Origin of the sequence: Rhodococcus sp. 5A-K4, assembly GCF_046097995.1 — a bacterium.
GTDB lineage: Bacteria > Actinomycetota > Actinomycetes > Mycobacteriales > Mycobacteriaceae > Rhodococcus_F > Rhodococcus_F erythropolis.
In genome coordinates this window covers 1-26,034 of record NZ_JBJURM010000019.1, presented here as the reverse complement: position 1 = coordinate 26,034, position 26,034 = coordinate 1, and the positions used below count along the sequence as shown (strand labels likewise).

33 protein-coding genes and 1 pseudogene are annotated in these 26,034 nt (G+C 64.0%); 8 read left to right on the top strand and 26 right to left on the bottom strand.

From position 1 onward, the window contains the following. Position 1: 1 nt before the first annotated feature. The 23 genes from ACKAMS_RS22670 to ACKAMS_RS22560 all read right to left on the bottom strand — a co-directional run bounded on the left by ACKAMS_RS22670 (position 2) and on the right by ACKAMS_RS22560 (position 13,619). A complete protein-coding gene (locus ACKAMS_RS22670) occupies positions 2-625 on the bottom strand; it encodes a hypothetical protein (RefSeq protein WP_408989549.1) in 624 nt (207 codons plus the stop codon). Then, positions 615-875 (bottom strand): hypothetical protein, encoded by a 261-nt coding sequence (locus ACKAMS_RS22665; protein WP_408989548.1) that lies wholly within the window; start codon positions 873-875, stop codon positions 615-617. The genes ACKAMS_RS22670 and ACKAMS_RS22665 overlap by 11 nt, the downstream gene beginning before the upstream one ends. Further along, positions 872-1,063, bottom strand: coding sequence for a hypothetical protein (locus tag ACKAMS_RS22660; RefSeq protein WP_408989547.1), 192 nt, complete (start codon positions 1,061-1,063; stop codon positions 872-874). The genes ACKAMS_RS22665 and ACKAMS_RS22660 overlap by 4 nt, the downstream gene beginning before the upstream one ends. After that, positions 1,060-2,208, bottom strand: coding sequence for a DUF6221 family protein (locus tag ACKAMS_RS22655; RefSeq protein WP_408989546.1), 1,149 nt, complete (start codon positions 2,206-2,208; stop codon positions 1,060-1,062). The genes ACKAMS_RS22660 and ACKAMS_RS22655 overlap by 4 nt, the downstream gene beginning before the upstream one ends. Then, entirely contained in the window at positions 2,205-2,582 is a 378-nt protein-coding gene (locus ACKAMS_RS22650) for a hypothetical protein (RefSeq protein WP_408989545.1), read from the bottom strand. The genes ACKAMS_RS22655 and ACKAMS_RS22650 overlap by 4 nt, the downstream gene beginning before the upstream one ends. Then, positions 2,579-3,916, bottom strand: a complete 1,338-nt coding sequence (locus tag ACKAMS_RS22645; protein ID WP_408989544.1) for a hypothetical protein — start codon at positions 3,914-3,916, stop codon at positions 2,579-2,581. The genes ACKAMS_RS22650 and ACKAMS_RS22645 overlap by 4 nt, the downstream gene beginning before the upstream one ends. Positions 3,917-3,998: 82 nt before the next feature. After that, positions 3,999-4,274, bottom strand: coding sequence for a hypothetical protein (locus ACKAMS_RS22640; RefSeq protein WP_408989543.1), 276 nt, complete (start codon positions 4,272-4,274; stop codon positions 3,999-4,001). Continuing rightward, complete coding sequence (locus ACKAMS_RS22635) at positions 4,271-5,119, bottom strand: hypothetical protein (protein WP_408989542.1); 849 nt, start codon at positions 5,117-5,119, stop codon at positions 4,271-4,273. The genes ACKAMS_RS22640 and ACKAMS_RS22635 overlap by 4 nt, the downstream gene beginning before the upstream one ends. Further along, on the bottom strand, positions 5,116-5,712 hold the full coding sequence (locus ACKAMS_RS22630; RefSeq protein WP_408989541.1) for a hypothetical protein: 597 nt from the start codon (positions 5,710-5,712) through the stop codon (positions 5,116-5,118). The genes ACKAMS_RS22635 and ACKAMS_RS22630 overlap by 4 nt, the downstream gene beginning before the upstream one ends. 1 nt (position 5,713) lies before the next feature. After that, entirely contained in the window at positions 5,714-6,034 is a 321-nt protein-coding gene (locus ACKAMS_RS22625; protein ID WP_042950684.1) for a hypothetical protein, read from the bottom strand. Then, entirely contained in the window at positions 6,031-6,168 is a 138-nt protein-coding gene (locus tag ACKAMS_RS22620; protein WP_157838957.1) for a hypothetical protein, read from the bottom strand. Before ACKAMS_RS22620 ends, ACKAMS_RS22625 begins: the two co-directional genes overlap by 4 nt. Continuing rightward, positions 6,165-6,365, bottom strand: a complete 201-nt coding sequence (locus ACKAMS_RS22615; RefSeq protein ID WP_408989540.1) for a hypothetical protein — start codon at positions 6,363-6,365, stop codon at positions 6,165-6,167. The genes ACKAMS_RS22620 and ACKAMS_RS22615 overlap by 4 nt, the downstream gene beginning before the upstream one ends. Further along, complete coding sequence (locus ACKAMS_RS22610) at positions 6,362-7,291, bottom strand: hypothetical protein (protein WP_408989539.1); 930 nt, start codon at positions 7,289-7,291, stop codon at positions 6,362-6,364. Before ACKAMS_RS22610 ends, ACKAMS_RS22615 begins: the two co-directional genes overlap by 4 nt. A gap of 161 nt (positions 7,292-7,452) precedes the next feature. Continuing rightward, positions 7,453-8,853, bottom strand: a complete 1,401-nt coding sequence (locus ACKAMS_RS22605; RefSeq protein WP_408989538.1) for a ParB/RepB/Spo0J family partition protein — start codon at positions 8,851-8,853, stop codon at positions 7,453-7,455. Beyond that, the gene (locus ACKAMS_RS22600; RefSeq protein ID WP_042950682.1) at positions 8,850-9,182 is read right to left on the bottom strand and encodes a hypothetical protein; all 333 of its coding nucleotides are present in this window, start codon (positions 9,180-9,182) and stop codon (positions 8,850-8,852) included. The genes ACKAMS_RS22605 and ACKAMS_RS22600 overlap by 4 nt, the downstream gene beginning before the upstream one ends. Next, on the bottom strand, positions 9,182-9,571 hold the full coding sequence (locus ACKAMS_RS22595; RefSeq protein ID WP_408989537.1) for a hypothetical protein: 390 nt from the start codon (positions 9,569-9,571) through the stop codon (positions 9,182-9,184). Before ACKAMS_RS22595 ends, ACKAMS_RS22600 begins: the two co-directional genes overlap by 1 nt. Further along, the gene (locus ACKAMS_RS22590) at positions 9,571-9,849 is read right to left on the bottom strand and encodes a hypothetical protein (RefSeq protein ID WP_408989536.1); all 279 of its coding nucleotides are present in this window, start codon (positions 9,847-9,849) and stop codon (positions 9,571-9,573) included. Before ACKAMS_RS22590 ends, ACKAMS_RS22595 begins: the two co-directional genes overlap by 1 nt. Next, positions 9,846-10,259: a hypothetical protein gene (locus tag ACKAMS_RS22585; RefSeq protein WP_408989535.1), complete on the bottom strand. Its 414-nt coding sequence runs from the start codon at positions 10,257-10,259 to the stop codon at positions 9,846-9,848. The genes ACKAMS_RS22590 and ACKAMS_RS22585 overlap by 4 nt, the downstream gene beginning before the upstream one ends. Then, complete coding sequence (locus ACKAMS_RS22580) at positions 10,256-10,468, bottom strand: hypothetical protein (protein WP_408989534.1); 213 nt, start codon at positions 10,466-10,468, stop codon at positions 10,256-10,258. Before ACKAMS_RS22580 ends, ACKAMS_RS22585 begins: the two co-directional genes overlap by 4 nt. Positions 10,469-10,599: 131 nt before the next feature. Further along, entirely contained in the window at positions 10,600-11,559 is a 960-nt protein-coding gene (locus ACKAMS_RS22575; RefSeq protein WP_408989533.1) for a hypothetical protein, read from the bottom strand. Then, entirely contained in the window at positions 11,547-12,743 is a 1,197-nt protein-coding gene (locus tag ACKAMS_RS22570; RefSeq protein ID WP_408989532.1) for a hypothetical protein, read from the bottom strand. The genes ACKAMS_RS22575 and ACKAMS_RS22570 overlap by 13 nt, the downstream gene beginning before the upstream one ends. A 72-nt stretch (positions 12,744-12,815) precedes the next feature. Beyond that, positions 12,816-13,361 carry a hypothetical protein gene (locus ACKAMS_RS22565; RefSeq protein ID WP_408989531.1) on the bottom strand — a complete coding sequence of 182 codons (546 nt, stop codon included), beginning with the start codon at positions 13,359-13,361 and terminating at the stop codon, positions 12,816-12,818. A 69-nt stretch (positions 13,362-13,430) separates the two neighbouring features. Next, positions 13,431-13,619 (bottom strand): excisionase family DNA-binding protein, encoded by a 189-nt coding sequence (locus tag ACKAMS_RS22560; RefSeq protein WP_408989530.1) that lies wholly within the window; start codon positions 13,617-13,619, stop codon positions 13,431-13,433. 89 nt (positions 13,620-13,708) lie between these two features. On the opposite strand from ACKAMS_RS22560, the gene ACKAMS_RS22555 reads away from it, so the two are divergent. From ACKAMS_RS22555 to ACKAMS_RS22545, 3 genes are all read left to right on the top strand, one after another. Further along, complete coding sequence (locus ACKAMS_RS22555) at positions 13,709-13,981, top strand: helix-turn-helix domain-containing protein (protein WP_408989529.1); 273 nt, start codon at positions 13,709-13,711, stop codon at positions 13,979-13,981. A 76-nt stretch (positions 13,982-14,057) separates the two neighbouring features. Then, positions 14,058-15,404 carry a 3-oxoacyl-ACP reductase gene (locus tag ACKAMS_RS22550; RefSeq protein ID WP_003945596.1) on the top strand — a complete coding sequence of 449 codons (1,347 nt, stop codon included), beginning with the start codon at positions 14,058-14,060 and terminating at the stop codon, positions 15,402-15,404. Further along, positions 15,404-16,267 (top strand): MaoC/PaaZ C-terminal domain-containing protein, encoded by an 864-nt coding sequence (locus ACKAMS_RS22545; protein WP_084326925.1) that lies wholly within the window; start codon positions 15,404-15,406, stop codon positions 16,265-16,267. Before ACKAMS_RS22550 ends, ACKAMS_RS22545 begins: the two co-directional genes overlap by 1 nt. Before the next feature lie 102 nt (positions 16,268-16,369). On the opposite strand, the gene ACKAMS_RS22540 is transcribed toward ACKAMS_RS22545, so the two are convergent. Beyond that, complete coding sequence (locus ACKAMS_RS22540; protein WP_003945885.1) at positions 16,370-16,969, bottom strand: TetR/AcrR family transcriptional regulator; 600 nt, start codon at positions 16,967-16,969, stop codon at positions 16,370-16,372. Positions 16,970-17,041: 72 nt separating this feature from the next. Continuing rightward, on the bottom strand, positions 17,042-18,220 hold the full coding sequence (locus tag ACKAMS_RS22535) for a glycoside hydrolase family 3 N-terminal domain-containing protein (protein WP_019747138.1): 1,179 nt from the start codon (positions 18,218-18,220) through the stop codon (positions 17,042-17,044). Positions 18,221-18,321: 101 nt separating this feature from the next. On the opposite strand from ACKAMS_RS22535, the gene ACKAMS_RS22530 reads away from it, so the two are divergent. From ACKAMS_RS22530 to ACKAMS_RS22515, 4 genes are all read left to right on the top strand, one after another. After that, the gene (locus ACKAMS_RS22530) at positions 18,322-18,789 is read left to right on the top strand and encodes a universal stress protein (protein WP_003945900.1); all 468 of its coding nucleotides are present in this window, start codon (positions 18,322-18,324) and stop codon (positions 18,787-18,789) included. Positions 18,790-18,834: 45 nt separating this feature from the next. Then, on the top strand, positions 18,835-19,923 hold the full coding sequence (locus tag ACKAMS_RS22525; protein WP_020906430.1) for an isochorismate synthase MenF: 1,089 nt from the start codon (positions 18,835-18,837) through the stop codon (positions 19,921-19,923). Between the two features lie 129 nt (positions 19,924-20,052). Next, positions 20,053-20,226 (top strand): DUF2613 domain-containing protein, encoded by a 174-nt coding sequence (locus ACKAMS_RS22520; protein ID WP_003945488.1) that lies wholly within the window; start codon positions 20,053-20,055, stop codon positions 20,224-20,226. A 43-nt stretch (positions 20,227-20,269) separates the two neighbouring features. Beyond that, a complete protein-coding gene (locus ACKAMS_RS22515; RefSeq protein WP_408989600.1) occupies positions 20,270-24,604 on the top strand; it encodes an alpha-(1->3)-arabinofuranosyltransferase family protein in 4,335 nt (1,444 codons plus the stop codon). Between the two features lie 23 nt (positions 24,605-24,627). Here the strand turns inward: ACKAMS_RS22515 and ACKAMS_RS22510 are convergent. Next, a pseudogene (locus ACKAMS_RS22510) lies at positions 24,628-25,677 on the bottom strand (acyltransferase family protein); the annotation flags it as partial. A 216-nt stretch (positions 25,678-25,893) separates the two neighbouring features. Here ACKAMS_RS22510 and ACKAMS_RS22505 point away from each other — a divergent pair. Further along, a partial coding sequence (locus tag ACKAMS_RS22505) for a porin PorA family protein (protein ID WP_408989599.1) occupies positions 25,894-26,034 on the top strand: 141 nt, incomplete at its 3' end.

The following is a 26,034-nucleotide window of genomic DNA, read 5'->3' as shown; positions in this document are numbered from 1 at the left end:
CTCACCCTCCTCTGATCAACTCGAACACCGGACGAGGCGGCGTCGCTTCCTTGCCGCCCTCCAATGGCGTCAGGTGCGGAGCCGCCCATTCGTACAGGTACGGCCAGTCCGCCGAGATGTGGCGAGCCAGGACACCACCACGATTGGGCGGTGGGCTGGGTTCACCGTTCGCTCGCCACTCCTCCAACCGCCGGCGGTGCTCCATGTCCTTGTCGTGGCCGTAGTGCCGCGTGCAGTAGCCAACCCACTTCGCCTCACCGGTGAGCGGATCCCGGTCGATCCACGAGGTGTAGGTGTTCTTGCCGCACAATCCCTCACGGCGGATCATCGGGGCCACACAGCCGGTACACGCCGCACCTGACGCCTCGTAGCGAGGAATGTCCTCGCGGATCACACGCTTGACGCGGTAGTCCTTCTTCGACTCCCCGAATGCCATGATGCTGACCTCACGCATCCAGTCCTGCTTCTTCTTCCACCCACGCCGATGCCTGGGTTGCTGCATGCACTTGATGAACTCCAGCGTCGCTAACGCGAACAGCAACGCATCATCGGTCAAGTCCGGGTCACGAAGCATCTTCGACATCCGCTCGTCCCGGTCCATGATCGCCCGCAGATCAGTCGCCATCGCTCACACACCGATCGGCTTCGAACTGCGCGGCGTAGGCGCGGTGTGCGACAGCAGCGACCTCCTTCTCGTGCTCTCGATATTTGGCCAGGGCGTCCGCTTTGGTTCTGCCATCGAAGTACTTGTCGCACCAGAGGCATTGCAGGACATGTCGTTTACCGAGATTGCGGTATCCGTCGCCAGTGTCAGCCCACGCATCGACGTGCCGTTGCGCATCTTCGATGGTGCCGTCACGCTTCGGGGCACTCATTCCGTGCCTTTCATCGTGGCCGAGATGCACGTGTTCGATTCACTGCGGTGAACGCTGTTCGTGATACTGACGACTGTGTCTCGCGGCCAGCCACGTGTGGCGTTGACGAACTGCTCCAAGACATCGAGCGTCACCTGGCTGACATTCATCGTGGCGATGGTGTTCACGACAGGCTGAGGGTGGGTCATAGCGTCCATTCCTTCTGGTAGTCAGGGTGATCGGAGTACACAGCTGCCATCGGCTCGATCACCTTGGCGAAGATCGACCACTGAGTAGGCAGAAGATCAGCTGCGAAGAGTGTGTCGAGGGTCGCGCGTTTGGCTGCGACGTCGCGGAGTACTCGTGCGGGGTCGTGGTGGGCGATGTGGGTCATGAGTGAGCGAGCGGCCTGGTTGTTGCGACGTGGCGTTGCGATCTCGCAGACGGTCCAGCACTGTCGTGCGATCTCGGGGTTGTCGTCGTCTTCTACGCCGATGGCCTCCCATTCGTCGATCGGTTGGTACTCCGTTGTGGCGTCGGCGATGCGTTCCTCGTCGTCGAGGCGGGCGCGGAGGAATTCGAGGATGTGGGTCATGCGGTTGGTCCTTCGATAGTTGGATGCGAGATGCCGGATGCGTGGCGGCGGCGTGAGTCCTGGCGTGGCGGCGAGGACGAGAGTCATTTGCTTGTAGTCGGATTCGGCCCAGCGGCTTCCGCACGCGAGGCAGTCGACAGTGACGGAGCCGTACCAGCGTCCGAGTTGGTGCTCCTCACAGCGCGGGCAGGGCAACGGCATGCGGTCGCGGCCGCGTTCCTGGCCGATGGTGGCGCGTGCTCGGCGATGGAGGTCGACGAGCTTGAGGGCGAGCGTCGGTCCGTCGTGGACGACGTAGATCCAGTCGTCGCCTGCGCGGTTCCATTCCGTCGTCTCGTGTGAGGGGATGGCGAGCAGGACGTGGACGTTGTTGGCGACGATCGAGTAGTGGGATCCGAAGAACCTCTGCTCGGGTGTGTCGCGGCGGATGGCTTCGCAGATCAGCTCGGCGCACCTGTGGACGGTCTCGCGGATGTCTTGGGCGAGGGCGTCGGTGTAGACGTTGATCGGGACGGCCGGCGCCGGTGACGCTGCCTTGACTCCGCCGCCGGGGCGTGCGGACGGGTCGAGGAACAGTGCTTGCAGTGCGTCGTGTTCTGTACCGAGTTGCGCGACAGCGCCTTCGACCCACAGGACGCACGAGTGGCACAGGGTGTTCGGGGTGAGGGTGAGTGCCGGTAGCCAGTCTCCGGACTTGATGTCTCGTCGGCGGCCGCGGCACTGGTGCTCCGCTCGGCAGAGGTGATCGGGGTTGATCATCGGCGTGCCTTCATCGCTGACGAGCGGATGAGCTTCTGGTATGCCTTCTCGATTCGGACGATCTTGTCCCTGCGGTCGCCGCCGGCGAATGCTGCGTGGGCGTCGCGGATCTGGGAGTCGGTGTAGCGGGTGCCGTCGATGTAGTGGTTCGCGGTGGGGTCGAGCCATTCGAGGAGTTGGTCGACGGACTTGCCGGGGTCGACCATCGCGGCGCAGGAGATCGCGAGTCCGATGAGCTGCTCTCGGGTCAGTGATCGGGTGAGGGTGGTGACCTCGCGCTGTTCGCCGTCGCCGTGGACGATTCCGACGAGGTGGAGTGCGAGCTGGTCGAGTTTGTCGATCGAGGTTTCGTCGAGCTGCTCGGTGGTGGTCATCGGTTCTGGCCTTCCTCGTCGAGGCATTTGTGGCAGGGGTCTTCGATGTGGTGGATCGGGCAGGTGGTCTCGTCGACGGTGGACGGCGCGCCGACCCAGTTCTTCCACGGTGATCCGAACTGTGCGTGCACGAATACCTCTGGTGCTTCGCCTGCGTCGAGGTTGGGATCTCTGTCAGTGGTGATCTCTGAGACTGATGGATTCACAGGTTGCGGTAGCGAGGTGGATTGACCACGGCCTCTGCGTCGACGTCGTTTACGAGGGATCTCACCTGGGTGGGTATCGGCAGGTGACCCTGTACCGGAACCCTTCCCCACACCCCTACCCAAACCCTTACCCTGCCCTGACCCTGCCAGGCCCGTGTGCGTGCGCGTCGCACGCACGGGGACAGCTTGCTTACCGTGGTTTTCGTGTGGTCGTTCCCGTGGTCGGTCGGTGGTCTCAGAGTGGTCGGTCACCTCGGCGGTGGTGCCTGCGGAGCGTGTCAGCGGCGAGCTGCCCGTGTGGGGCTGCCCTGCGGTCGCTGACGGCTGCGACACCGTTGCGGGGGTTCCTGGGTGGGCTGACACTGTTTCGGCCGTCCCTGCGACGCTCGGCGACGGCGAGAAGGTCCCTGCGGCGGCATTACCCGGCGAGACGTTCCCAGCGGCGGCGCGCTGCGGCGAGACGGACGAAACGGTGTCAACGACCGGACGCGGCGGTGGCAGCAGCACGAGGCCGGCCTCTGCGGGCGTCCGATTGCCCTTCCTCTGATTGCACCCACTGCACGAGAGGACGACGTTGCGTGCGCCATCGGCTCTGGTGGGGTCGACGTGGTCGAGCCACGGACGAGCACCGTCCGTGGAGCGGGTGTCCTTGCGTTTGACGACCTTGCCGCAGTAACGGCACTTGCCAGTTCCAGGATCCGCCGGGTCGATGCAATCCCTCGCCCACACCTGATTGATCAGGCCCTTGTCCTTGAGTTCCATCTTCTTGCGATCGGCAACCCGCTTCGAGGCCGCACGGTCGTACTTCAAATCGAACCAGTCGTGAAACAACCACGTCCCCGGCTCGACCGGCGGGCACCTCGAGCAGTCATGGCCAGGTGCATGCCACAAACGGACAGCCACCAACAACCCCGCCAAGTGGTCCACGAACTCCGGGTTGAGAACCAACCGGAACGCATCAGCACGCTTGACGACACCATCGGTGCCCGTCGCCTGACACTGCGCCCCAGCGAGATTCCACATACCCAGCGCCGCAAGGCCGTCGAGCTGACTCTCCAGCCCTCGCTCCGCCAACTCCCGGGACTTCCGGTTGTTGGGGAACTGATCATCGGTCTGAAACCAAGACACAGGAATCCTGTCGTCGCAATGAGATTGGAAGTGAACGGGCCAAGCACCGCAGGGGGCGCACGAGCGCTCGGGCGGCCGGTCATCACGCGGGCCGGTACCGAGCGGCGAACGACTCGGCTTCGAGCTGATACCAGCCATTCGGGCCACGCACGAACCAGTCACCCGGATACAACGTGAACGACTGTCCCTCGACCTCGAACCCGATCGACTCCAACGTCGCTACCGCACCGGAGCGACGATGCCGGCGGACGATCGGAACGCCCAACCACTGCGCAATACCCTGCACAGCCACCGTCGAGGAGAACTGAATAGCCGTCACCTCGAACGGCACAGACACGAACTTGCTTGCAGCACTCACTGATTCCTCCTACGACGAGAACGGGTGGGATCGACCGCCCACATCGGCGGCGTCGAACTCGGACGCGGCAACGCCCGCTCCTGCGGAGTACTCGGCACCTCCGGGATTTCCGCGAGCACAACACCTCCCGGAAGGCTGACGCGTATGTGCGTCTCGTCGATGATCTCCAGATCCGGACGTACGCCGCGGAACCCGACGACGTTGATCCGATCACGCCACGTCACCGGCGCTGGATCGCGCCACGACACCCGAATCGGCGGCACACCGGACCACTCCTCCGGAACAAACGGATCATCCGGCGCTGGCGGGAGTGACCACATACCCTCCGGGTAGAGCGCCGTGATATTTCTCCTCAGCATCTCGAGCAGCAGGCTTTCCCGGCCGCTGCGCGCAGCAATGAGATACCGCAGGGCATCAGGCATCTCGTGCGTGATGAGGTCGCGGGGGTCGTGAGCCGCCCCGGACGGCTCCATCGTGGACTCCGCGTCTCGAGTGGACCGATACTCAATCCATGGCGGCGTCCTCGGGGTTGTCCCGAGAAACCGGCGATGCCTCATCGACTTGATCTGATGCGGTGTCGCCCACGGTCCGATGAAATCCGAGCCCGGGCACAGCACAGGCGAATCATCCTCGGCGTACTTGTACTTCACATCGAACATGCCGTACTGGCGCATCCGCTCGATCCGTTCCGTGATTGCCAGACCGTGCCAATCACGATTGCAGTGCGGGCAACCGGGGAAGTCCGGATCATCGAAGTCGTACCCGGTCTCCGGTTCGCCGCCGTCGAGCTGCTCGTCGACGAGCGCATCGATGCGGTCCAACAGGGACCGCTCGGTGGCGTTCACCGCTCGACCTCGACCGGCACGAACGGCCCGCGATCGTACGGGGACGTGACGGAGAACTGGTAGGGCATCACGATGGTCGAGCCATCGCGGCGACGGCAATCGACCAGTGCCCCGCGCTTGCGATTTGCGACGATCGGTCCAAGACCATTGCGCGTGAACCATATTCCGTCGGGGACGTCGTTCCACGTGGGCCACGATTCTGGTGCGTCGGTAGGCCCCAAGAGGCCCAAACGCTGCATCTCGACGAACGCTGCCCGCACTGCCTCCGACACTCTTTCGACCGCTGCATCGATGTCGAAGGCCTTCACCGTCGTCTCCTCGGCGGGCTCGGTAGGGATAGACGGGGTGGGCCACCGATCCACCATGGTGGAACCTCCGCAGTTGGTGCAGTACGGGGCGGGCGGGGTGTTCAGCTTGCACGCAGGGCAATAGGTTCCGTTCTCCCGTCGTGCTGCTTCCTGCGCTATCCGGTGGCCATGCTCAGCTGAGACTGACTCTCGCAGCGCACGGGCGGTGTCTGTGCCGAGTGACGACTTCTCGATGAGGGCGTGTTGATTGTGCCGAGCCCGCGCGTTCTCTGGTCCGAGTGCCATGTCACACCGCCTCATATGTCTGCGTGAAAGTGCTTGTGTTGCAGAAGCTGACTATCTCTCCGTCTTTGATGATCCAGTCACCCTCGTCGACCCGGGCAGGGCCGGCCGCAGAGGCGATCACCAGGAACGAGGGTGCGATTTCGGGGTACACATTCCCGTTGCTTCGGTCGTACTCGCGCTTGTAGCGCAGATGGTGCTCATAGCCACGTGGGACGAAGAGCGTGCCAGGCAACCATGTTTGGATCTCGACGGCGCTCGACCATCCGGTGAATTTCACAGCCTCGACGTCGACCGGCTTTTTTCGGAACGTCTTCACGGTCATCGTGTGCTCCTTCGTGCGGCGAGTTTCTCGAGTGGGCCGATCAGTCCGTCGATGGCGATGAACACTGCGAAGCTGGTGCCGATCGCAGCGAGAGAGCATGCGGTGAAGAGTGCGGCGAGTTGTGTTCTGGTCATCGACTTCTCCCGGCTGCGAGTCGCTTGGCGAGGTCGAGAACCTTCGCGCCGAAGCCTTCGTAGATGGCTTCGAGTGGGGTGAAGTTGTAGGTGCGGGGGTTGGCGACGGTGAGCCAGAGTTGGATGCCGGCAGGGGTGTAGGTTCCGGCGAGGGCTTCGCGGGTTTCCTTCTCGTAGGTCAGCTTCTGAATGTTCACGATGCGTCCCCGCTTGTGGCGTCGTCGTCGATGGTGGGCCAGTGCCCGATTCCGAGTCGGTGGGTGAGGAACTCTCTTTCGAGAACCGTTTGCCTCTCTTCTCGGATCGAGTTCTCTGAGATGCGTCGACCAGGGTTCGCGCGCGCCCACTGCGTGCGGTCGTCCGGGTCGATGACGAGTCGGGCTCGTCGCGATGGGTCCGGATCGTCGTTGGGATAGCGAGCGTCGTCGGCGGAGTACTCGATCCAGCACTGCTGAGGATCGAGCGCGAGGGCGCGGTGGCGTGCCCGACCGAAGACATGGCCGTGGTTGTTGGATCGTGCGTCGACGGCGTTGCCGAGCATCCACACCTGTGGATTACCGCTGTGCACAACCATCGGTAGGACGTCGCGATAGGTGCTGTCTGGCAGGAACTCCGCATCGTCGAGCACGAGGAGATCGACGTTCGCGATCCGGATCGATCCGGTCTTGCGTGCGACGTAATGAATGACGCTGCCATTTCGCATCTCAATGCGCTGTTGACCGTTGGCGGTATAGACATGCTTGACTTCAGAACGCAGAAAGTTCGACTCCATCAGGATCCGAGAGAGCTTGTGCTGCGCTTCCCTCGCGGTGCTGAAATGAGCTGCGGTGTGGACGATCCGGCGGTTCGCGAACAACAGCAGCTCGTACAGCTCACGAGCGAGCGTGGCGTATTCACGATCGTTCTCATCAGGGCACAGAATCCCGACGCGAGGCGCAGCCCAGGTATCGAGGACGGTGCCCATCGAGGCGGCGAGGGCGTCGCGCTGCCACTGGTCGAGGTCGAGGCCGGCGGCTGCGGCGAGAGCTATGGCGTTCTCACCTTCGCTGTGGGAGTGCAGCGGCACGTGCTTGATTCGCGGGCCGTACTTGTCCGGGCGGGGTACGTAAGTTGTTGAGACCATTGGTGTCACCTTCGGTGAGGGTGGAGCGGGAGTGCGAACTGGCCTTCGACTTCTTGGTGCGGCGCGGCTTCCTTGCCAGCGACCCACTGCCAGATCTGGATCCGGCGGTCGGGCGGGAGTCCGTGCCACCAGTCGTCCGCTACGGTGGCGCTCGACATCGGTCAGTCGTTCTGGGACTGGACGGCGTCGACGAGGGTGGCCTCGACGTCGGACCACTCGTACCCGAACTTCTCGGACAGCTCGTTGCACCAGTCGATCGAGTCCGGCCATGTCCAGCCGCTGGCACGCTTGAGGCTGATGTCGGCGAAGTCGCGTTCGACGACGCGGACCAGGATCGCGAGCTGATTGATCGTGAGGCGTCCGATCGCCTGCTCGACGCGTTCGCGGACTTTCGCGAGGCGGTCGTCATCGTCTTCGTCGCCGCCCCACACGGGCGGCTTGACGGCCAGGAAGGCCGCAACGAGATCGACGTCGTCCGGGTCCTCGTCGAACCGGACGGCGATCATCTGCGTGAGGCAGGAGTGCGCGAGGTCCTTCTCGCCCGCTGTGACTGCCTTGCTGAGGTGTTCGCGGCGGACGGTGTGCGCGATGGCGAGGTCTGCCTCCAGCTTGGCGCGGGCGAGGCGCTCCGCTTCGGCGTCGCGGCTGGTGCGCTCGTCCGCGAGGTTGGTGACCTTGCCGCCGGGGGTGTCTGCGGGGACGAGACGCATCCACCGCATCCGCGAGATCGCCGATGCCGATCCGTGCGCCCAGAAGTAGAACGCGAGATCGTCGGGCTTGGCGTCCGCGGGGCGGTCATCGGTCGGACCGACCCACTTGAGATCGTTGCCATTGGCGGCGGCTTCGTCGACGATGCGCTGGCACTCGTCCTTGTCGTACTCGGAGATGCCTTCGGCGAGCAGCTGGGCGCGGATCTTGGCTGCTTCCTTCTGGAATGCGCGTTCGATTTTCGCCTGCTTGAGTGCCCACTCGAAGTTGTTGGTACCGATGTAGTTCGCGATCCGCTCGTACGCTTCCTTGTCGTCGGCGAATCCCTCGAGCGCGATGGCGTCCTCGAGTGAGAGCTGCTTGTCGATGACCTTGTTGCGGATCGAGTCCGACGCGGACGCCACCTTCACCCGGTCACGGATGGTTTTCTGCGCGCGGCCGGTGGTCTCGGCGATCTCCTTGTACGGAATGTTCAGATCCAACAGGGACTGATACGCATCGCCCTCTTCGATCGGATCGAGCGCGAGATGCTGAAGGTTCTCCACCAGCATCGCCTCGATCTGCTTGGCGTCGGTGTCGAGATCGGCGCGGACCACGCACGGCACGGTCTTGAGGCCGGCACGTTTGGCGGCCGCGGCGCGGCGGTGCCCCGCGATCAGCGTGTAGGTGCCGGCCTTCTTCGCGGGGGCGACGACGAGCGGCTGCAGAACACCCTGCGCCTTGATCGAGTCCGTCAGCTCTACGAGCCCACCGACACTGCGGCGCACGTTCTTCGCGTGCGGCTTCACAGCGGTAATTGTGAGCAGCTCGAAACGAGGCGCTGCGGTGTCGGTGTCAGAAGTGTTGGTGGTCATCGGAATCGTCTCCTCGACGGTCGAGTGGATGGGCGGGAGAAAGCGGAACGCAGATGCGCGGGCATCGGATTGAGTGGGCGGTTCGCCAGGCAGGTGTCGGCGTGCATCACGTAGAGCAGCTCAGAGTTCGCGAGCGCGGTGGCCAGGGCAGTGCCGCGCAGCACCTCCCCGTAGACAACTTCCTCACCGTGCTCGGTGACGAAATGCTTCCGGACAGTGCCACGCCCGGGGTCCGGGTACAGATCCAGTGGCATCGATCGACCTGTCGCCATCGAGCGGGCGAACAGGAGCTTCGCGTCGCAGCCCTTCTTGTTGCACGTCGACGCCATCAGTGCTCCCGGCCCGGAGGATTCGGCAGGTCGCCGCCCGCGATACGCGCGACCACCGCAGCGAGTGCACCCGCGAGATCGAGCGCTGTCTTCGTATCGAGGTACGGCACAACGTGAACCGTGATCTCGCCGTTCTCGTTCGCGGTAATTGAGGCGAGTTCGCTCTCCGACTGCCACACAATCCGCGGGCCTTGCGGGAGCTTGCGGACCTCGCCGTACCCGTGGGCTTGAATCGCGGCGTGATCGTTGTGGATTTGCAGCGGCGGGAGGCTCAGCACAGCGACGTTGTATCCGAGCGCGAGGGACAGGGCTCGCTTGTCGTCCTCGTCGAGAGCGCGATCGGCGTCAGCGAGAAGCGTTGGCGCTGCGATTGGTTCGGCGTTATCCATCAGTGGTCTTCCTTCTTGACGTGGATGTAGGTGGCTTGTGCGACGGGCTCGCATCGGGTGCAGACTCCGGTCTTCAACGAAACTGGCAGTGACTCACTGCGTCTCGCGCAGACGACGCACTCGACGTATACGGCGTGACTGATCCGAGGTGGGGTGGCCGGCAGCTTGGGATCGACATGGTCGATCCTGATCGACTGCCTGGGGTCGACGAGATCGATCCGGATCGGCTGGCCATGCGGGTCAGTCCGGATCGGATGACCGGGTGGGTTGGCGTTCACGTCGGCCACCTGCCCGCACGAAGTCTGTCGAGGATCTCGGCGTGCCCGCCGGCAGCGGCCGCGAGCGTCGAGTACGACTGCGCCCACACCGGGCGCTGCTGCCCGGACTCGTCGACACATCCACGCATCGGAAGCAGACGAGACGTGAACAGGTCGTCGCCATACCAAGGGACCCCCGTCCACAACGTGTTCACCAGCACACGCCCACCGTCGATCGTGACGTAATCAGCTCCGACAGTGGAGTAATCACGATCAGAGAGCAGATCCGCCCACTCTTCGAGGGTGATCGGATCTCCATTGCGATCGAACTTCTGAATCTTCGCGAACTCGCGGGACGTACGGATCTTCTCAGCTAACTGCTGAGCCTCGGGTAAATGGCGAAGTTGATCCTTGACCGTGGTCCAGCTCACAGGACACCGACCTGATCGAGGTAGTTCAGTGCGCGCAGGATGGCCCACGCCGACACGACACCACCAGAGAACTTCAAGCTGAAGATAATTCGGCTCGCGGTCGCGGTGGAATCGAGGTACCGCTTCCACCCGGCTTCGGTGTCGATCGGCTTCGACTCAGACACGTCGAACCGCACCAGATCCGGATGCGGGTCAGTTGAAATCCACATAGCTGTCTCCAAGAGAGTGGGGAAGGGTGGCGAACCACCCGAGGTGGCGGTCCGAAAAAGTGAGGGGGCAGTGCCCGGTGGTGGCGGCTGCCGATGGCGGCACGAGGGGGGAAGGCCACCACCACCGGAGATCAGCGGAGCCGGAGCTCTCCAAGTGTCATCGTGCGCCATACGGGAGGCCCGTCGGGCAGGTGGATGCTCATCGTGACAGCGCCGGCGTACTCGTTCTGTGTCAGCGTCACGTCGATGACATGGCCAGCCAACATGACCTGCGCCGAACAACCCACATCGACCGGGCTGTCGGTGGCATCAGTCACGGGGGCTGCTGTTTCAACCCCCGCGACCTCGCCCTCTCCTACGCTGTGAGCGCCAGCATCACCAACAGAAGGAGAAGAATCGTGAAGCCCATCCCGCACTACATCCCCGACAATGCCATCAGCACTCGCGACGCCATCAACGATGTCAACGCGCGGATCCTTCGGGATGAGCCGGACTCCGAGATTATCCACACCGCACTGACCTCCCTGTTTGGCATAGTCGGTCAGCTGGAATCTGAAGTTCTTGTGGTCCCGGACGAAAGCATTGACAGCGGCTCGGGCCGCAGGTCCGCCACGGAGTTTCAGACCGAGTAGATGGGCGAGGGCAAGGGCGTGGTCGGTATGGACTTGGTGCCTACGCTCAGCATCTAGGGCGTCCTCTTCGCTGTCCGCAGTCTCAGCGCTGGTGGACTCCGCCCGAACCCCATCACCGCCGAAGAATCCAGCAATGAGATTTCCGACGCTCTTCATCAGCTCGTCGCCGTGCTCACGGATGCGCGCTTCCTGCGCATCCGTGAACGGCGAAGCCACCCCGATCGCTTCGAGGTACTCGTCGAGACCATCAGTGGTCACGTCTTTCGTGCGGTACAAGTCGAAGAGTTTGCGTTGAGTATCGAGGTCCGGCAGCCGACTGATCTTGGAGTCGAGCTTGCTGATGACGTCGTGGAGTTCGAACCATTCCTCGCGGCTCATCGGGTTCGAGCCGTGTCGGCTGTAGGCGGCACGGCGGGAGTCGTCCCACGCGGCACGCAACCGGCCGATCATGACCGCCATCCGTCGAGGGTGTGGTCGAGGTGGCGGCGGGCGGTGTTGACGTCGGTGATGGCGTCGAGGACGAGCTTCGGGTGCAGGGTGGCGATGATGTCGAGGAGTCCGCGTCGGGCGTCTTTGGACATCGAGCCGACGGCGTACTGGGCTCGGACAGCGGTCTCGTGGCGGAGGGCTTCGAGGTCTGCTTCGGCGCCGGGATCGCGTTCGCCGGAACTGTCCTCGAAGCTCTGCTGAGGATCGCTCTTCTCGGTGGCACTGTCGTCCGCCCCGGTATCAGGGACTGGGGCGAGGGTGTGACCGATGATCAGGAGCGCGTTCGTTGTCCTCCGTTCGCTGTCTCGGCGGATCTCATCGGGTTCTCTGAAGTACTCGTGGGCGGACTGGCCGCGTATCGCCATGGTGAGCTGCTCGACGAATGTCCGGTGGCCGGCCCACCTGCTTCGGACACCAGATGCATCGGACTGCCATCCGTCGCAGTCAGCGGGTTGGGAATTGTCGATCGGCGTGAGGACGCAGCCACGTTCGCGGAGGTCGAGAAGAGCGGAGTTGATGGACTTCTCAAGGGCGTTGCGTAGGTCGGAAGGTTCTGCGAAGTACTCGTCCACGGACTGCCCGCTGTACGCCATGGCGAATTGCACATACAGCGGCACCTCATGAACGGTGCCACCGCTGACCATCTGGAGGCGCGGCTCGGATGAGGCTGCGCTCGTGAATGTTTCACCGCTACCGAGAACTTCCACAACGTCGTTGTGGAATTCCTGCAGCCGATCGGTGCACACCTTCAACAGGTGATGGTTAAGAGTCGCCCACGCTCCGGTGTTGCCTTCGCGGTCGCACCGGCGGAAGGCTCGCACGTGTTCGCGGAGTTCGTCGACGGCACGTTCCGCTTTGACGAGTTTCCGGCTGCGACCGTTCGTGAGGTCGATGACTTTCTGTTGCTCGGCCGGAACGTGTGGTCGCACCAGGTACAGCGGGCCACTGTCGGCCGGCTTCTCCTTGCGTGCCATGACGGCTGCGACGTCGTCGTCCGAGCCGTTGAAGTGTTCGGCGTTGATCGCGTCGAGTGTCCGTCGGGCATTCGGCGACATCGGAACATCGGGACGCAGGAGGTATCCCGTGCTCTCCGAGTAGAACGCTCCGCCGACATTCTTGCCGGTCGGGGGTGTGTCTGTCGTAGACTCCGACATGACTCTTTCCTTTCGTGGGGTAGGTCACCAGCCCGTCCGGTGGTAGGACACCGGGCGGGCATTTTCGTGGGGTCAGACTTTTCGATCGACGTTGACGAGTTGGCCGGCCCTGTCCCACTCCCGGGCGACGCCGTCGCCGTCGTCGGAGAGGTAGTTGCCATTCGTGAGGCGGCGACGTCCCGGCTCGGCGGGGAAGGTGAGGACGGCGTACCAGTACCGGTCACTGCGAGTGCGGGACGCCGGCACCAGGCCGCGATTGATGCCGAGAGTTTCCAGCGCGTCCTCGACAGTGCTCCACACCTCTGCTGCAGAAGCGATGGAGATGGAGAGATCGGACCAGGGAGCCCACGGGTCGTCGGTGTTGATGCGGACGACGTGGTCGTAGTTGTTGGCGGGGTCGAGGAGGGTGACGATCTCGAATGATCCGACACTGCCGACAGTGACGGTGAGCAGGCTGTTCGAGGTCGCGGCGGCGTGCGTGAATGCGGCGGCGAACATGTCCGTGGAGGCCGGGTCCTTCAACCATTCCGCGAGTGTGGTGTCGGTGTACGCAGAGGCGAAGTACATCTGCGTCTTCGGCGGGACAGCAGAATCAGCGGGTGGGGTGTCGTCGATCATCAGTGCTCCTTTCGTGAGGGGGTCACCGCCCGCCTGGTGGTAGGACACCGGGCGGGCATTTTCGTGGGGTCAGGAACTGCGAGGAACGAGCGCCCGATCGACGTCACTGCGGCGAAGTCTCGACTGACCGCCGGGCAATCGAACAGCCTTTATGCGGCCGTTTTGGATGTAGCGCTGGATCGTTCGAACCGAAACGGTCCACTCCTCGGCGACCTGACGAACGGTGAGAATCTCATCGCTGTCATTCCGTTTTGGCATAACGCGAAGCTATACCGAAATGTCATGACGCGTCAAGCACGTCGCAAATCACCTTGTCGCAGTTGTCGCTCATGACGTACTGTCATGGCATGACGAATCGGCATGGAATTGCAGCTCGGGACATGTACAACGCGATGGCCGGCGAATTGGTCGAGAGCGCTCGAGAAAATGCAAAACTCACTCAGACGGAACTCGCCCGGCGCCTCGGCATGACTCAGCCGGCACTTTCGCGAAAGCTTTCTGGGGCTCGAGGCTGGGACATCGGCGAACTCATCGAGGTCGCATCCGTGCTGGACGTGCCCATAACAGACCTCATTCCCGAGCGCCGGGTAGGAACTTCGGTAAGGTCACTTACTCAGTAGTAAGTTACTTGTCTATCGCCGCATTCTTCCGATTGCCCGGTGAGAGACAACCCGAAACACAACAGAAGGTAGGACCGTGGCAGCCAGCAAGGGAGCTCCCGACCTCTATTCACAGTTCCTCTCGTCCGCCCCCGGCGCATTCATCGCGTCGAAGGCCGGCCTGCCCAGGCCCGAGAACCTGCGTCGCTACAAAGCAGGGGAACCCGCACTCGCCGGACCTGTCCTCATCGGCGGCAAGGGTCGGCTCGCAGAACCACTTCGCGTACTGCTCTCCGACTACCCGGCGGCTCAGGCACACGACAGCAGCTTCGGCGGACTCGTGTTCGACGCCACCGGAATCACTCAGGTCAGCGAGCTCGAGCAGCTGTTCGAGTTCTTCCAGCCCGTGATCCGCAACCTCGCACCGTCGGCTCGCGTCGTCGTTCTCGGCACGACGCCGGAAGAAACGTCGAGCGTCGACGAGCATGTCGCGCAGCGCGCGCTCGAAGGCTTCACCCGCAGCGTCGGCAAGGAGATCAAGCGCGGCTCCACCGCTCAGCTGGTCTACGTCTCCCCCAAGGCGTCCACCGGACTGTCCGGCGTGGAATCGACTCTGCGCTTTCTCCTTTCGGCAAAGTCCGCCTTCGTCGACGGCCAGGTCATCGTCGTCGGCGCTGAAGATTCCGTCGCGCCCGCAAGCTGGGACAAGCCGCTCGAAGGCAAGGTTGCCGTCGTCACCGGCGCAGCCCGCGGTATCGGCGCCACCATCGCCGAGGTCCTGGCCCGCGACGGCGCACACGTGGTCTGCGCTGACATCCCGGCCGCCGGCGAAGCACTGTCCGAGACCGCAAACAAGGTCGGCGGCACGTCCCTCGCCCTTGACGTCACGGCGGCCGACGCAGCCGAGGTCCTCGCAGCTCACCTCCTCGAGCGTCACGGCGGAGCCGACATCATCGTCCACAACGCCGGCATCACCCGCGACAAGACCCTCGCCAACATGGACGAGGGCCGCTGGAACATGGTCATGAACGTCAATCTTCTTGCACCGCAGAAGATCACCGAGCACCTCGTCGAGAAGGGCGCTCTCAAGGAAGGCGGCCGCGTCGTCGACGTCTCGTCCATCGCCGGCATCGCGGGCAACCGCGGCCAGACCAACTACGGCACCTCCAAGGCCGGCGTCATCGGCCTCGTACACGCCGAAGCTCCCGTCCTGGCGAAGAAGAACATCACCATCAACGCCGTCGCACCGGGCTTCATCGAGACCGCCATGACCGCAGCCATCCCCTTCGCCACCCGAGAAGCCGGCCGCCGCATGAGCTCGCTCCTGCAGGGCGGCGAGACCGTCGACGTCGCCGAGACCGTCGCATACTTCGCCAGCCCGGCCTCCAATGCCGTTACGGGACAGGTCGTTCGCGTCTGCGGCCAGAGCCTCCTGGGCGCATGATGGCAACAAAGACCGTCGCGCTCACCGAGCAGCCGAAGACCATCGACATCTACTCCCGGGCGGTACTGGGATTGTTGCCGTGGAACAAGTCCAACTCGCGCTCGGTGCCACAGCAGACCTTCACCCTCACCGGACTGAAGGTCGACACCGACAATCTGGCGGCGTACTGCCGCGTGACCGGACTGCGATTCGGCGACACTTTGCCGATCACGTATCCCTTCACCTTGGCCTTCCCGACCGTGATGAAGCTGATGGTGTCGAAGGACTTCCCCTTCGCCGCCGTCGGCTCCGTTCACGCCGAGAACGTCATCGAATCGCTGCGGCCCATCTCCGTCAGCGAACCGCTTGACCTCTCGGTGCATGCCGAGAACCTGCGTGAGCACCGCAAGGGCCTGCTGATCGACGTGATCACCGAAATTCGGGTGGGACGGGAACTGGTCTGGCGACAGACCTCGAGCTTCCTGAACCAGCAGAAGACCTCCCTGTCCGGCCAGCCAGGTCCGGAGCCCAAGGCCGACGAGGTCCCGCCGATGCCGATGAGCACCATCCGCGTCGACCAGACCACGATCAGCAAGTACGCCGCCGTCTCCGGCGACCGCAATCCGATTCACGTCTCGTCTCTGGGCGCCAAGGCTTTCGGTTTCCCGAAGACCATTGCTCACGGAATGTGGAGTGCCGCGGCAGTTCTGCGGACCGTCGAGGGATCCGTCGCGGACAAGGTCACCTACAGCGTGCGTTTCGGCAAGCCGATTCTGCTACCGGCGACGCTGAATGCCTACGCTGATCGCACCGACGGCGGCTGGGATCTGTCGCTGCGTCACCCGAAGAAGGGCTACCCGCACGTCACGGCGACGCTGCGCTGACCTGAGTTTTGTCGGGTTTCCCACCCACCCCAATTGAGCGAACGTACCTTTCGGCGCCTTGGATGCGCTGAAAGGTACGTTCGCTCAGATTGGCTTGGGGGGCTATTCGGACTTCTTCTTGCCCGACAGACCGCGCCACGCGAGGGATTCGAGTAGATCCGCTGCGGCATCCACTTCGATTTCCCCACCCGCGACCCGGTCGGCTACCGCCTCACCGGCGCCGACGAGCGCAATGGCGATGATCCCGTAATCGTGCGCGGCATCAGGATCCTTGGTGCTGGACTCGAGCAGATGCGCAGTCAACTCGATCAACCGATCGCGGCTGGACTGCACGGTTCCCGCAAAAGCCTGCTGCCCGACGGCCTGACGGTAGAGCACCATCCACGACTTGCGGTTTGCGCCCACGAACCCGAGGAAGCCCTCGAGAGCGGCGCGCAATTGTTCACGCGGAGTCAGGTTCGGCGCACCGGCCGGGGCGAGCGCTTCGAGGAAGCGGAGCCCTTCACGATGAATGCACGCCGCGAACAACTCTTCCTTCGAGCCGTAGTACAGGTACAGCATCGGCTTCGAGATCTCGGCTTTGGCTGCGATGGTGTCCATCGAAGTTTCGTGAAACCCCCTGTCGGAGAACACGTCCACAGCCGCGTCGAGCATCTGCTGCTCACGCACTGCGCGTGGCAGTCGCTTGGTACCGCCGGCCATGCTTCCTCCAACCACAGGGTAAATGTCGATCTTACTCTACGGTAAGATTGTGCGTCGAATCCCGACTTCGACTCAGCAGGTCACGGCACCTTTGGCAGTGGCAACTGTGACCACGGCCTGATCGACCCGCGCCTGCGGAAGCTCACCGGACGCGACGGCCTGCTCGAGATGGTCGAGCACCCGCGGAACGTCGTCGGTTGTCAGCCACAATGCCTGATCGACTCCAGCCACCAGCGCAGCCTGAACCGCGTCGGCAATATCGTATCGGTCGGTGATCGCCTGCATTCCGCTGAGGTCGTCGGTGAATACCGGGCCGGTGAACGGCGCTGCGCCGTAACCCACTCCGTCGCGAAGCAACGCGACGGCGGCGGGGCTGATGCTGGCAGGGGTACCGGGCTCGGTCAGACCGGGAACCTCGAGGTGACCCATCATGACGCCGACTCCGGTTCCCGACAGCTCCCGGAAGGGAATCAGGTCCGACGCGATCAGATCCTGCAAGGGCGGCGTTGTCACCTCACCCCGGTGCGAGTCACCCGACGCGCTGCCATGTCCGGGAAAGTGCTTGATCACCGGGAAGATTCCGGCATCGCGCATACCCTGCGCGTACGCACCGGCGTAGGCAACCACGGTCTGGGGGTCGTCGGAGTACGAGCGGTCCCCGATCACGGAGTCGTCGGGTTGGCTGCTGACGTCGACGTCGGGGGCGTAGTTGACGGTGATCCCGAGATCCTTCAACCCGCGTCCACGCTCGAGCGCCATCTGGTACGTCTGTTCCACTGTCATGGTCTGCGCCGTTTCTCTGGCCGACGGATCGGGCCCGAGGATGTCCGCGACGCGGGAAACTCGTCCACCTTCTTCGTCGATCGTCACCATCAACGGCAACTTCGACGCCGAAGCAACCTGCGGCACTTCGCGATTGGTGAGCATCGACTGATCGGTCCAACTTCCGACGAAGATGCCGCCGATCTCCTCGTTCTGCACTATCGACAACGCGTCATCGGTCCCGGTGACGCCGACGTTGAGCAGCTGGGCAAGTTTCTGACGCAGGGACAGTGAAGCCAGAAGGTCACTACCGCACGACGCGGCGACGGGCGCGGAGCTGGATGCCGCAGGCGTCGACGTGATCTCGGAGGTGGTGCTGGTCGGGGCGCTCGAAACCGGATCGGCGGTCCCGTTTTCGCCCGAGCATCCCGCAACCAACCCTCCGCATAAAGCAATGGTCGTCGCAGCCTTCAGAAACTTGATCCGCATACCTCGACCGTAACGGACCCGGTACCCATACACTCCCTCACGGGCACATCGGGACGGTAGCCTGGAAGAGAACCGATTCCCCCGCTGACGAGGAGGTCGTGATGCCACAAGGTCTGATGCTCATCGCGTACGACGGTTCCGACAACGCCAAGCGTGCAGTCGACTATGCGGGGCGTTTCCTCTCCGCCAATCGTGCTGTTCTCGTCACTGCCTGGGAGCCGATGGTTCGCCAGGCCGCTCGCATGTCCGGCCTGTCCGGGGTGATGCAACCGGAGTGGGTTCCCGACGACGACGTCGAGGACATCGCGTACACCGACGCCAAAGTCACCCTCGCCGAGGGCGTCGCACTGGCCGAGGCCGCAGGCCTGACCGTCGAAGGCAGAAGCGCCGAGTGCCGATCCGCGATCTGGTCTGCAATCTGCGAAACCGCAGACGAATTGGACGTCGACATCATCGTGACCGGCACCCGTGGCACTACGGGTTTGCGGTCGCTACTGCAGAGCAGCGTCGCGGATCATGTTCTGCGTCACAGTCATCGGCCGGTGTTGATCGTCCCTCCAGGGAAGTGACCTTCGCGCATTCCTGATCCGTGGCCGACTAGTGTCGAAGCCACCATGGACGGTTTTGTTCTCTCGCGCCCCGATCACAGCGTGGTCACCCGCGGCGTACGACGCAGCTTCGACAGCTCCGACGCGGCCACCCACGCTCTGTCGGCAGGTACGACAAAGCTGATCGTCGGAGCGCTCCCCTTCGACCCGGCTGCCGCAACGGCGTTGTACGAACCTGCCGAGGCGACGATCACGTCGCGGCCGTGGCAACCGTGCGATCCCCAGGCCCTGCCCACGACCCGGGTTGACCGGGAGATCCCGTCGTCGTCGGAGCATCTTCGTCGGGTGGAAAAGTTGATCGGACGTCTCCGCAGTGGAGAGATCGACAAGGTTGTCGCGGCTCGCACTGTGGAACTTCGCACGCAGACCCCGATCTCCCCGACCGCGCTCGCCGCACGCATGGCGGCGCTCAATCCCGTCGCCAACACCTTTGCCGTCGACCTCTCTGCTGCGGGAGCCGAATTCGAGGGCCACAGCCTGGTCGGCGCGACGCCCGAAGTATTGGTCAGTCGACGCGGGCGCGTCGTGACGTGTCGCCCGTTGGCCGGGACCACAAAGCGATCCGCCGACGCCGATCAAGACCGCGAGGCAGGCGAGAGCCTTCTGCATTCGACGAAGAATCTGGCCGAGCACGCCTTCGTGACGGCGTGGATCCGCGAGGTCCTGCAACCGATGTGCAGCGATCTGTCGGTGCCGGTAACTCCCGAACTGACCAATACTCACGAGGTCTGGCACTTGGCCAGCCCGATCCGCGGCACGCTGCGAAACGACACCACTGCGCTCGACCTCGCCATCGCTCTGCATCCGACGCCCGCGCTGTGCGGAACACCCACCGACGCGGCACTGAAAGTCATCCGCGAGACCGAGGAGCCTCGCCGTTTCTACGGCGGCGCCGTGGGATGGTGCGACGAGGCCGGTGACGGCGATTGGGTGGTTGCCATCCGCTGCGCCGAGATCAGTGCAGACGGCCGTAACGCCTGGGCCAGCGCGGGTGGTGGAATTGTCGCCGAATCGGATCCGCAGGACGAACTCGACGAGACATCTACGAAACTGCGCACTCTGTTGACCGCGCTTGGTGCCGAAACCCTCGACTGACCAGCACGTCACGAGGGTAATCGTCCGGATTCTCGAGTGCGGGTGATACCTTGACCCGAGCAGTTCGTACGGGCCGGTAAGTCCGTCCGACCGCGAACGACCGACTAACGACCAATTGGGAGATCCGCGATGACGAAGTTCCTTGTCCCCGGTGTGGCCAGCGCTGTCATCGGTGCCGTTCTGGGTGCCGGCGTCATCTTCGGTGTCACGGCCGCCGCGTCGGACAACACTCGTCCCGAGATCGACCGCAGCGGAAACGCAGATTCTTCCGTGCTGAACCAGGTTGAGTACGGCAGCCGCTGAGAGCGCAGGCCTCGCGAGTTCCCGTTCTTCCGCCGACGCAGCGGTGTCTTCGGTAGACACCGCCCCGTCGGCAGAGCCCCTGTCGAAGCGGTGGCTGTTCGGCGCCTCCGTCGTAGCGTTTCTTCTTACTTTTCTGCAATCGCCGGGTCTGATCACCGCTGACACCAAGTACGACCTGACGCAGAATCCGTTCGGTTTTCTCGAACGCGCGTCGCATCAGTGGAGTAGTCAGGCCCCGCTCGGCCAGGTTCAGAACCAGGCCTACGGATATTTCTTTCCGCACGGGCCGTTCTTCGCGCTCGGCGAGTTGGCGAACGTTCCGCCGTGGTTCACCCAGCGCATCTGGTGGGCGCTGCTTCTGATCGCAGGATTCTGGGGCATCATCCGAGTTGCCGAGGCTCTCGGTATCGGCAGCCGTAGTTCGCGCGTCATCGCAGCGGTTGCCTTTGTTCTTTCTCCCCGCGTGCTGACCACGCTCGGTTCGATTTCCTCGGAAACCCTGCCGATGATGCTGGCGCCGTGGGTGTTGTTGCCGGTGATTTTGGCTTTCGGCCCTGTGCGTGGAAAACGAGTCCCTGGACTCCCTGACCACTCACGGGGGTTGAGGCGGTTGGCCGCACAATCCGCGCTTGCCGTCGCGCTCATGGGTTCGATCAATGCCGTCGCGACCGCCGCGGCCTGCCTGGTCGCGATCATCTGGTGGCTCTCGCACAAACCCAACCGAACATGGCTGACGTTCACCGCGTGGTGGGCGCTGTTCGTCGCTCTCGGCACGCTCTGGTGGATCGTGCCGCTACTTCTGCTCGGCAAGATCAGCCCACCGTTCCTCGACTACATCGAGTCCGCCGGTGTCACCACACAGTGGGCGTCGCTGGCCGAGATACTTCGCGGCACGGACAGTTGGACCCCGTTCGTCTCCCCCGAACGCATTGCCGGCGCCGTCCTGGTCACCCAGCCCGCAGCAGTTGTCGCCACCGGTCTGGTTGCCGCCGCCGGCCTCGCCGGGCTCTGCATGCGGTCCATGCCTGCTCGCGGCCGGCTGACACTCATCCTGTTCGTCGGTATCACCGGCCTGGCCGCGGGATACGTTGGTGAACTCAGCTCGCCGGTGTCGGAGTCGGTACGCCTGTTCCTCGACTCGGCGGGCGCGCCGCTGCGCAACGTCCACAAGCTCGAGCCGTTGGTCCGTCTGCCGCTGGTGCTCGGACTCGCACACCTGCTGGCCAAAGTGCCACTACCGGGATCGGTTCCACTCGCCCGATGGCGCCGCGCGTTCGCCCATCCCGAGCGCGAACCGATGGTCGCACTGACCAGCCTGATCCTCGTTGCCCTCACCCTCTCGACTGCCTTGGCCTGGACGGGAAAGCTCGCTCCCCGCGGTGCTTATCCGGACGTTCCCTCGTACTGGAACGAAGCAGCGCAGTGGCTCGAGGACAACACCTCCCCCGGATCGGAAGCCGAACGAGCCCTGGTCGTCCCGGGAGCGCCCTTCGGCAGCCAAGTCTGGGGTCTGACGCGTGACGAACCGCTTCAGGCGTTGGCGAGTACGCCGTGGGCGGTGCGTGACTCGGTCCCGCTGACCCCTCCCGGCGCGATCCGAGCGCTCGATTCGGTGCAACGTCTCATCGCCGACGGACGTCCGTCGGACGGCCTCGCGCAGACCTTGCTTGGGCAGGGCATCCACTACCTGGTGATGCGCAACGACCTCGACGGCGAAACGTCGCGATCGGCCAGGCCGATACTCGTGCACCAGGCGGTCGAAGGCTCGCCGGGGATCGAGCGAGTCGCCCACTTCGGTGAAGACGACAGCCCCGAACAGATCGAAGGGCTGGTCGCGGACAGCGATCTGCGTCCCGGTTACCCGGCCATCGAAATCTTCGAGGTCACCCCGCCCGACGGCACCCCGGCGGTCAGTGGCCCGTACTCCGTCGACCTGAACCAGGTTCCGCGTGTACAAGGTGGGCCGGAATCGTCTGTGCGACTTCACGAAAGCGGGCTGGTTCCGGGGACCGGGCCGATGATTCTCGCCGCCGACGCCGAAGCTGCGGGACTGCCCGTCGATTCTGTCACCGTCACCGACACACCGCGCGATCGAGAAACCGATTTCGGTCAGGTCGACAACCACAGTTCCGCCCTTCGCACCCCCGACGACGCTCGTCGTACCTACAATCTGGTGCCCGACTACCCGGTTGCGAACACGCCTCTCGCGGAAGGCCGTTGGAGCGGAGCTTCGATCACCGTTTCCAGCGCCGCCTCCGACGCCACCCAGCTGGGCGGCACTTCACCGTCGAGCAGTCCCGCGTCGACGGTCGACGGCGATCCGGCCACCGGCTGGTTCAGCAACGGCATCGAGCGCGCACTGGGCCAGTGGTTGCAGATCGACTTCGACACACCGATTTCCAGTGGGTTGCTTCATCTGACCACCAGTGCCGCGGCAATCGGAGCTCCCGTCAAATGGCTCGAGGTCTCGACACCGAACGGCAGCACGGCGGTGAAGGTGGAGCGTCCCGGTGAGCCCATCACCGTCTCGATCCCGGGCGGCAACACGCCGTGGGTACGCGTCACAGCGACTCACACCGAAAACGGATCTCCTGGAACACAGTTCGGCATCAGCGAACTCTCCGTCGAAGACTTCTCCGATCGCAGCGCGCCGAAGACCGTACCGATCCGTTTCGACACAGTCCTGCCGAGCACGCCGACGGGCGCATCTGTGAACGCGTGGAACCTGAGCCAGGAGTTCCCCGGCCGCAACGCCTGCGCCGACTCGACGGACCGCGTGCGGTGCAGCAATGCATTCATGGCGATACCGGAAGAGCCGAGCCGCTTCCAGCGCACGCTCACGGTGGCCGAAAACACAGTCGTTGCACCGACACTGACTGTCCGAGCGCGTCAGGGCAACGCTCTCGAAGACCTGCTTTCCGTCCCCGGCCGAATCACGGCTTCGGGTTCGAGCGACATCGGCGACACACGCGGATCTGCCTTCGCTGCCACCGACGGCGACGCACGCACCACGTGGTCGGCGCCGCAGAGCACCACAGAACCGGGCGGCCCGAAACCGACGCTGACTCTCAATCTTCCCGAGCCCACCCTGGTCACCGGCCTGGACATCACGCGGGGACTTGGCACTCTGCCGTCGCTGCCGACCAGTGTCGCGGTGAATCTCGGCAACGGGCCGCAGGTGCGAGAGCTGCCCGAACCCTCGGACGACACGCCTCGAACCAGTCGAGTTACCCTCTCCCCCTTCGTCACCGACAAGATCGTCCTGAGCATCACCGATTGGGAACCGGTCCTCGATCAGACGGCGCTCGGCTTCGCCCAGGCGCAGCCCACCGGCCTCGCCGAGGTCGGCGTCGTCGGTGCCGACGGAACCCCGATCGCCGGTTCCGGAGTGCAGGGCGCAGAATCATTCGACAACCGCACCGTCACCGTCACCTGTGGCGACGGCCCGACCATTTCGGTTGCCGGACAGCAGTTCCCCACCTCGATCACGGCGACGGCGACGCAACTTCGGACCGGCGCACCCGTCGAGGCACGTGTGTGCGGTCTGGACGCTTCGGCGACTTTGCCGGCGGGACAGCCTGAAGTGGTCGTCGAACCAGGCCCCGCATTCTCGGTCGACAATCTCGATCTGACGGCTGTCGGTCCTTCAGCCGCGCAACGGAATACACCGCTCGAATCGACCGCGTGGACGGCGAATCACCGCGAACTCACCGTCACGAACTCGTCCGCCGATCAGCTGATCGTCAATCCCGAGAGCACCAGCATCGGTTGGATCGCCACGGCGCCGGACGGTTCCGAGCTGACGCCGGTGGTCGTGAACGGTTGGCAGCAGGGCTGGATCGTGCCGGCAGGCACCGCGGGAACCGTCACCATCGACTTCCCCAGCGACCGTTGGTACCGCCTCGGCATCTTCGGCGGGCTCGTGTTGCTGATCCCGCTGTTGTTCGCGGCTCTTGTCCCCACGCGCCGAGAGCCCAAGCCCCTCACACCACCCCGACCGTGGCGCAGCGTCGCGGCAGGATGGGTGGGCGTGCTCGCGGCGGCCACCGTCATCGGCGGCGGAGTGGGAGCGGCGATCGCAGTTGTGTGCTCGATCCTCGGACTTGCCGCGCTGCGAATCTTCGGCCCGGCTCGGACCGCACGCATTCTCGTCGGCACCGCCGGCGTGGCCGCGATGATCGGCATCACGCTGCTCTCGACCGGACCGTGGCGGGCGCCGGGCGGCTATGTGGGCGACTCGTTCGCGATTCAGTTCTCGATGTTGGTGGCCTTGGTCGTGACCGGGTTGGCCGCGTTGCCCTTTGCCGGTTCACCGATGTGGCGGCGCTTCTCCCACCGCGTGACCGCGACGCGCGCCGGTTCCTCCACCAAGGCGTAACTGGCCGAGGCCACAGCGACGCTCAGGACGACCGTGAGGGCCAGGACGTAGAAGAAGCTGCCCGAGAACGGAACTATGCCGAATACGGGGAACACAGCGTTCAGTACGGCCAGGTGCCAGATGAACAGGCCGTAGGACCAGCGTCCGATTGCCAGCGCCAATGGACTGGCCAGGAACCGATGCTGCGATTGATCGCGCAGAACCAGTGGCGCGATCAACGAGAAGCTGATGATCGCACCGAGTGCAATCTTGATCGCGTACTGCCACGGCTCAGGCCGCACCAGACCTTCGGGCCCGGCCAGATCAGTGCACGAGAGAACGAAGGCGATAAAGGCAATCAGGGTCAGGAGTACCCGACGGTGCGCGAGGCGATGCACCCATGTCGACGGGCCCACTGCCAGCTCGGCCAGCACCATGCCGGCGCCGAACCACGGCAGGTAGCCCGGCAACCAGTTGTCGTGGTGGATAGCGTCCGGCGTCGGAATCGGAATGAATGCCCACGTCAAGGCCAAGACCGACACCCCGAGCAGAAGCGGCAGCCGGAACCGGACCGAGTTTCCTCGTAGTCGGACCATCAGATACGCGAAAAGCGGCAGCAGAACATAGAACGCCACCTCGACCGACAGGCTCCACATCTGCGTGAGGCCCTCGGTGAGTGTCAACGGCACGAAGACCTGCGCCAACCCGAGATTCGCCAGCCACACTTGGTAGCCCCCGCCGGCTCCGGGCAGGAACAGCAGGATCAGGACCACTGCCACCCAGTACGCCGGCAGAATGCGCGTCGCGCGGGAGATCCAGTACCGGACGGTCGACTGCGGCTGCCCGATTCCGCGAGCCTTTGCCGCGTGGGGGCGCCACAGGAGAAATCCGGACAAGGCAAAGAACACCGCTACGGCGAGATCGAGTCGACCGAACGCGCGCCCGATCGCACCGGACTGCGCTTCACCGGTCTGGAACGCGACATGGGTGACGAGGACGCCGAGCGCGGCCAATCCACGCATACCGTCCAAAGCCGGAACGAAGCCCCGAGCCTGTGGCGGGACCGTCTGAGAGGAATTCGTGGAACTGATCATCACGGATAAGTGTGCACCCCAGGCCGATTGAGGGAAACCACCAGGGACTCACAACAAAATGCCTGGCCAATTCATGCCCTCATGCGACAAACCGGGCCGGTGGACTGTTAGTGTTCTGCCACACATGGTGTCCATCGGGGGCCCCATGCGATCTGCGCAGCTCATATTGTGCCGGTTGGGGAACCTCGAAAGACTTAACGGGTTAGGAGTCACAGCATGGCGGAACGCTCAGGGCCGAGCCGGATACTTCCTTGCATTCTGGTGGGCCTCGGTGCCTTCCTTTTGGCCATCGCCATCCTCATTCCTACCTACACGGTAGGCAAGCTGGAGAAGACGCCACTCGACCTCGAGGTGACC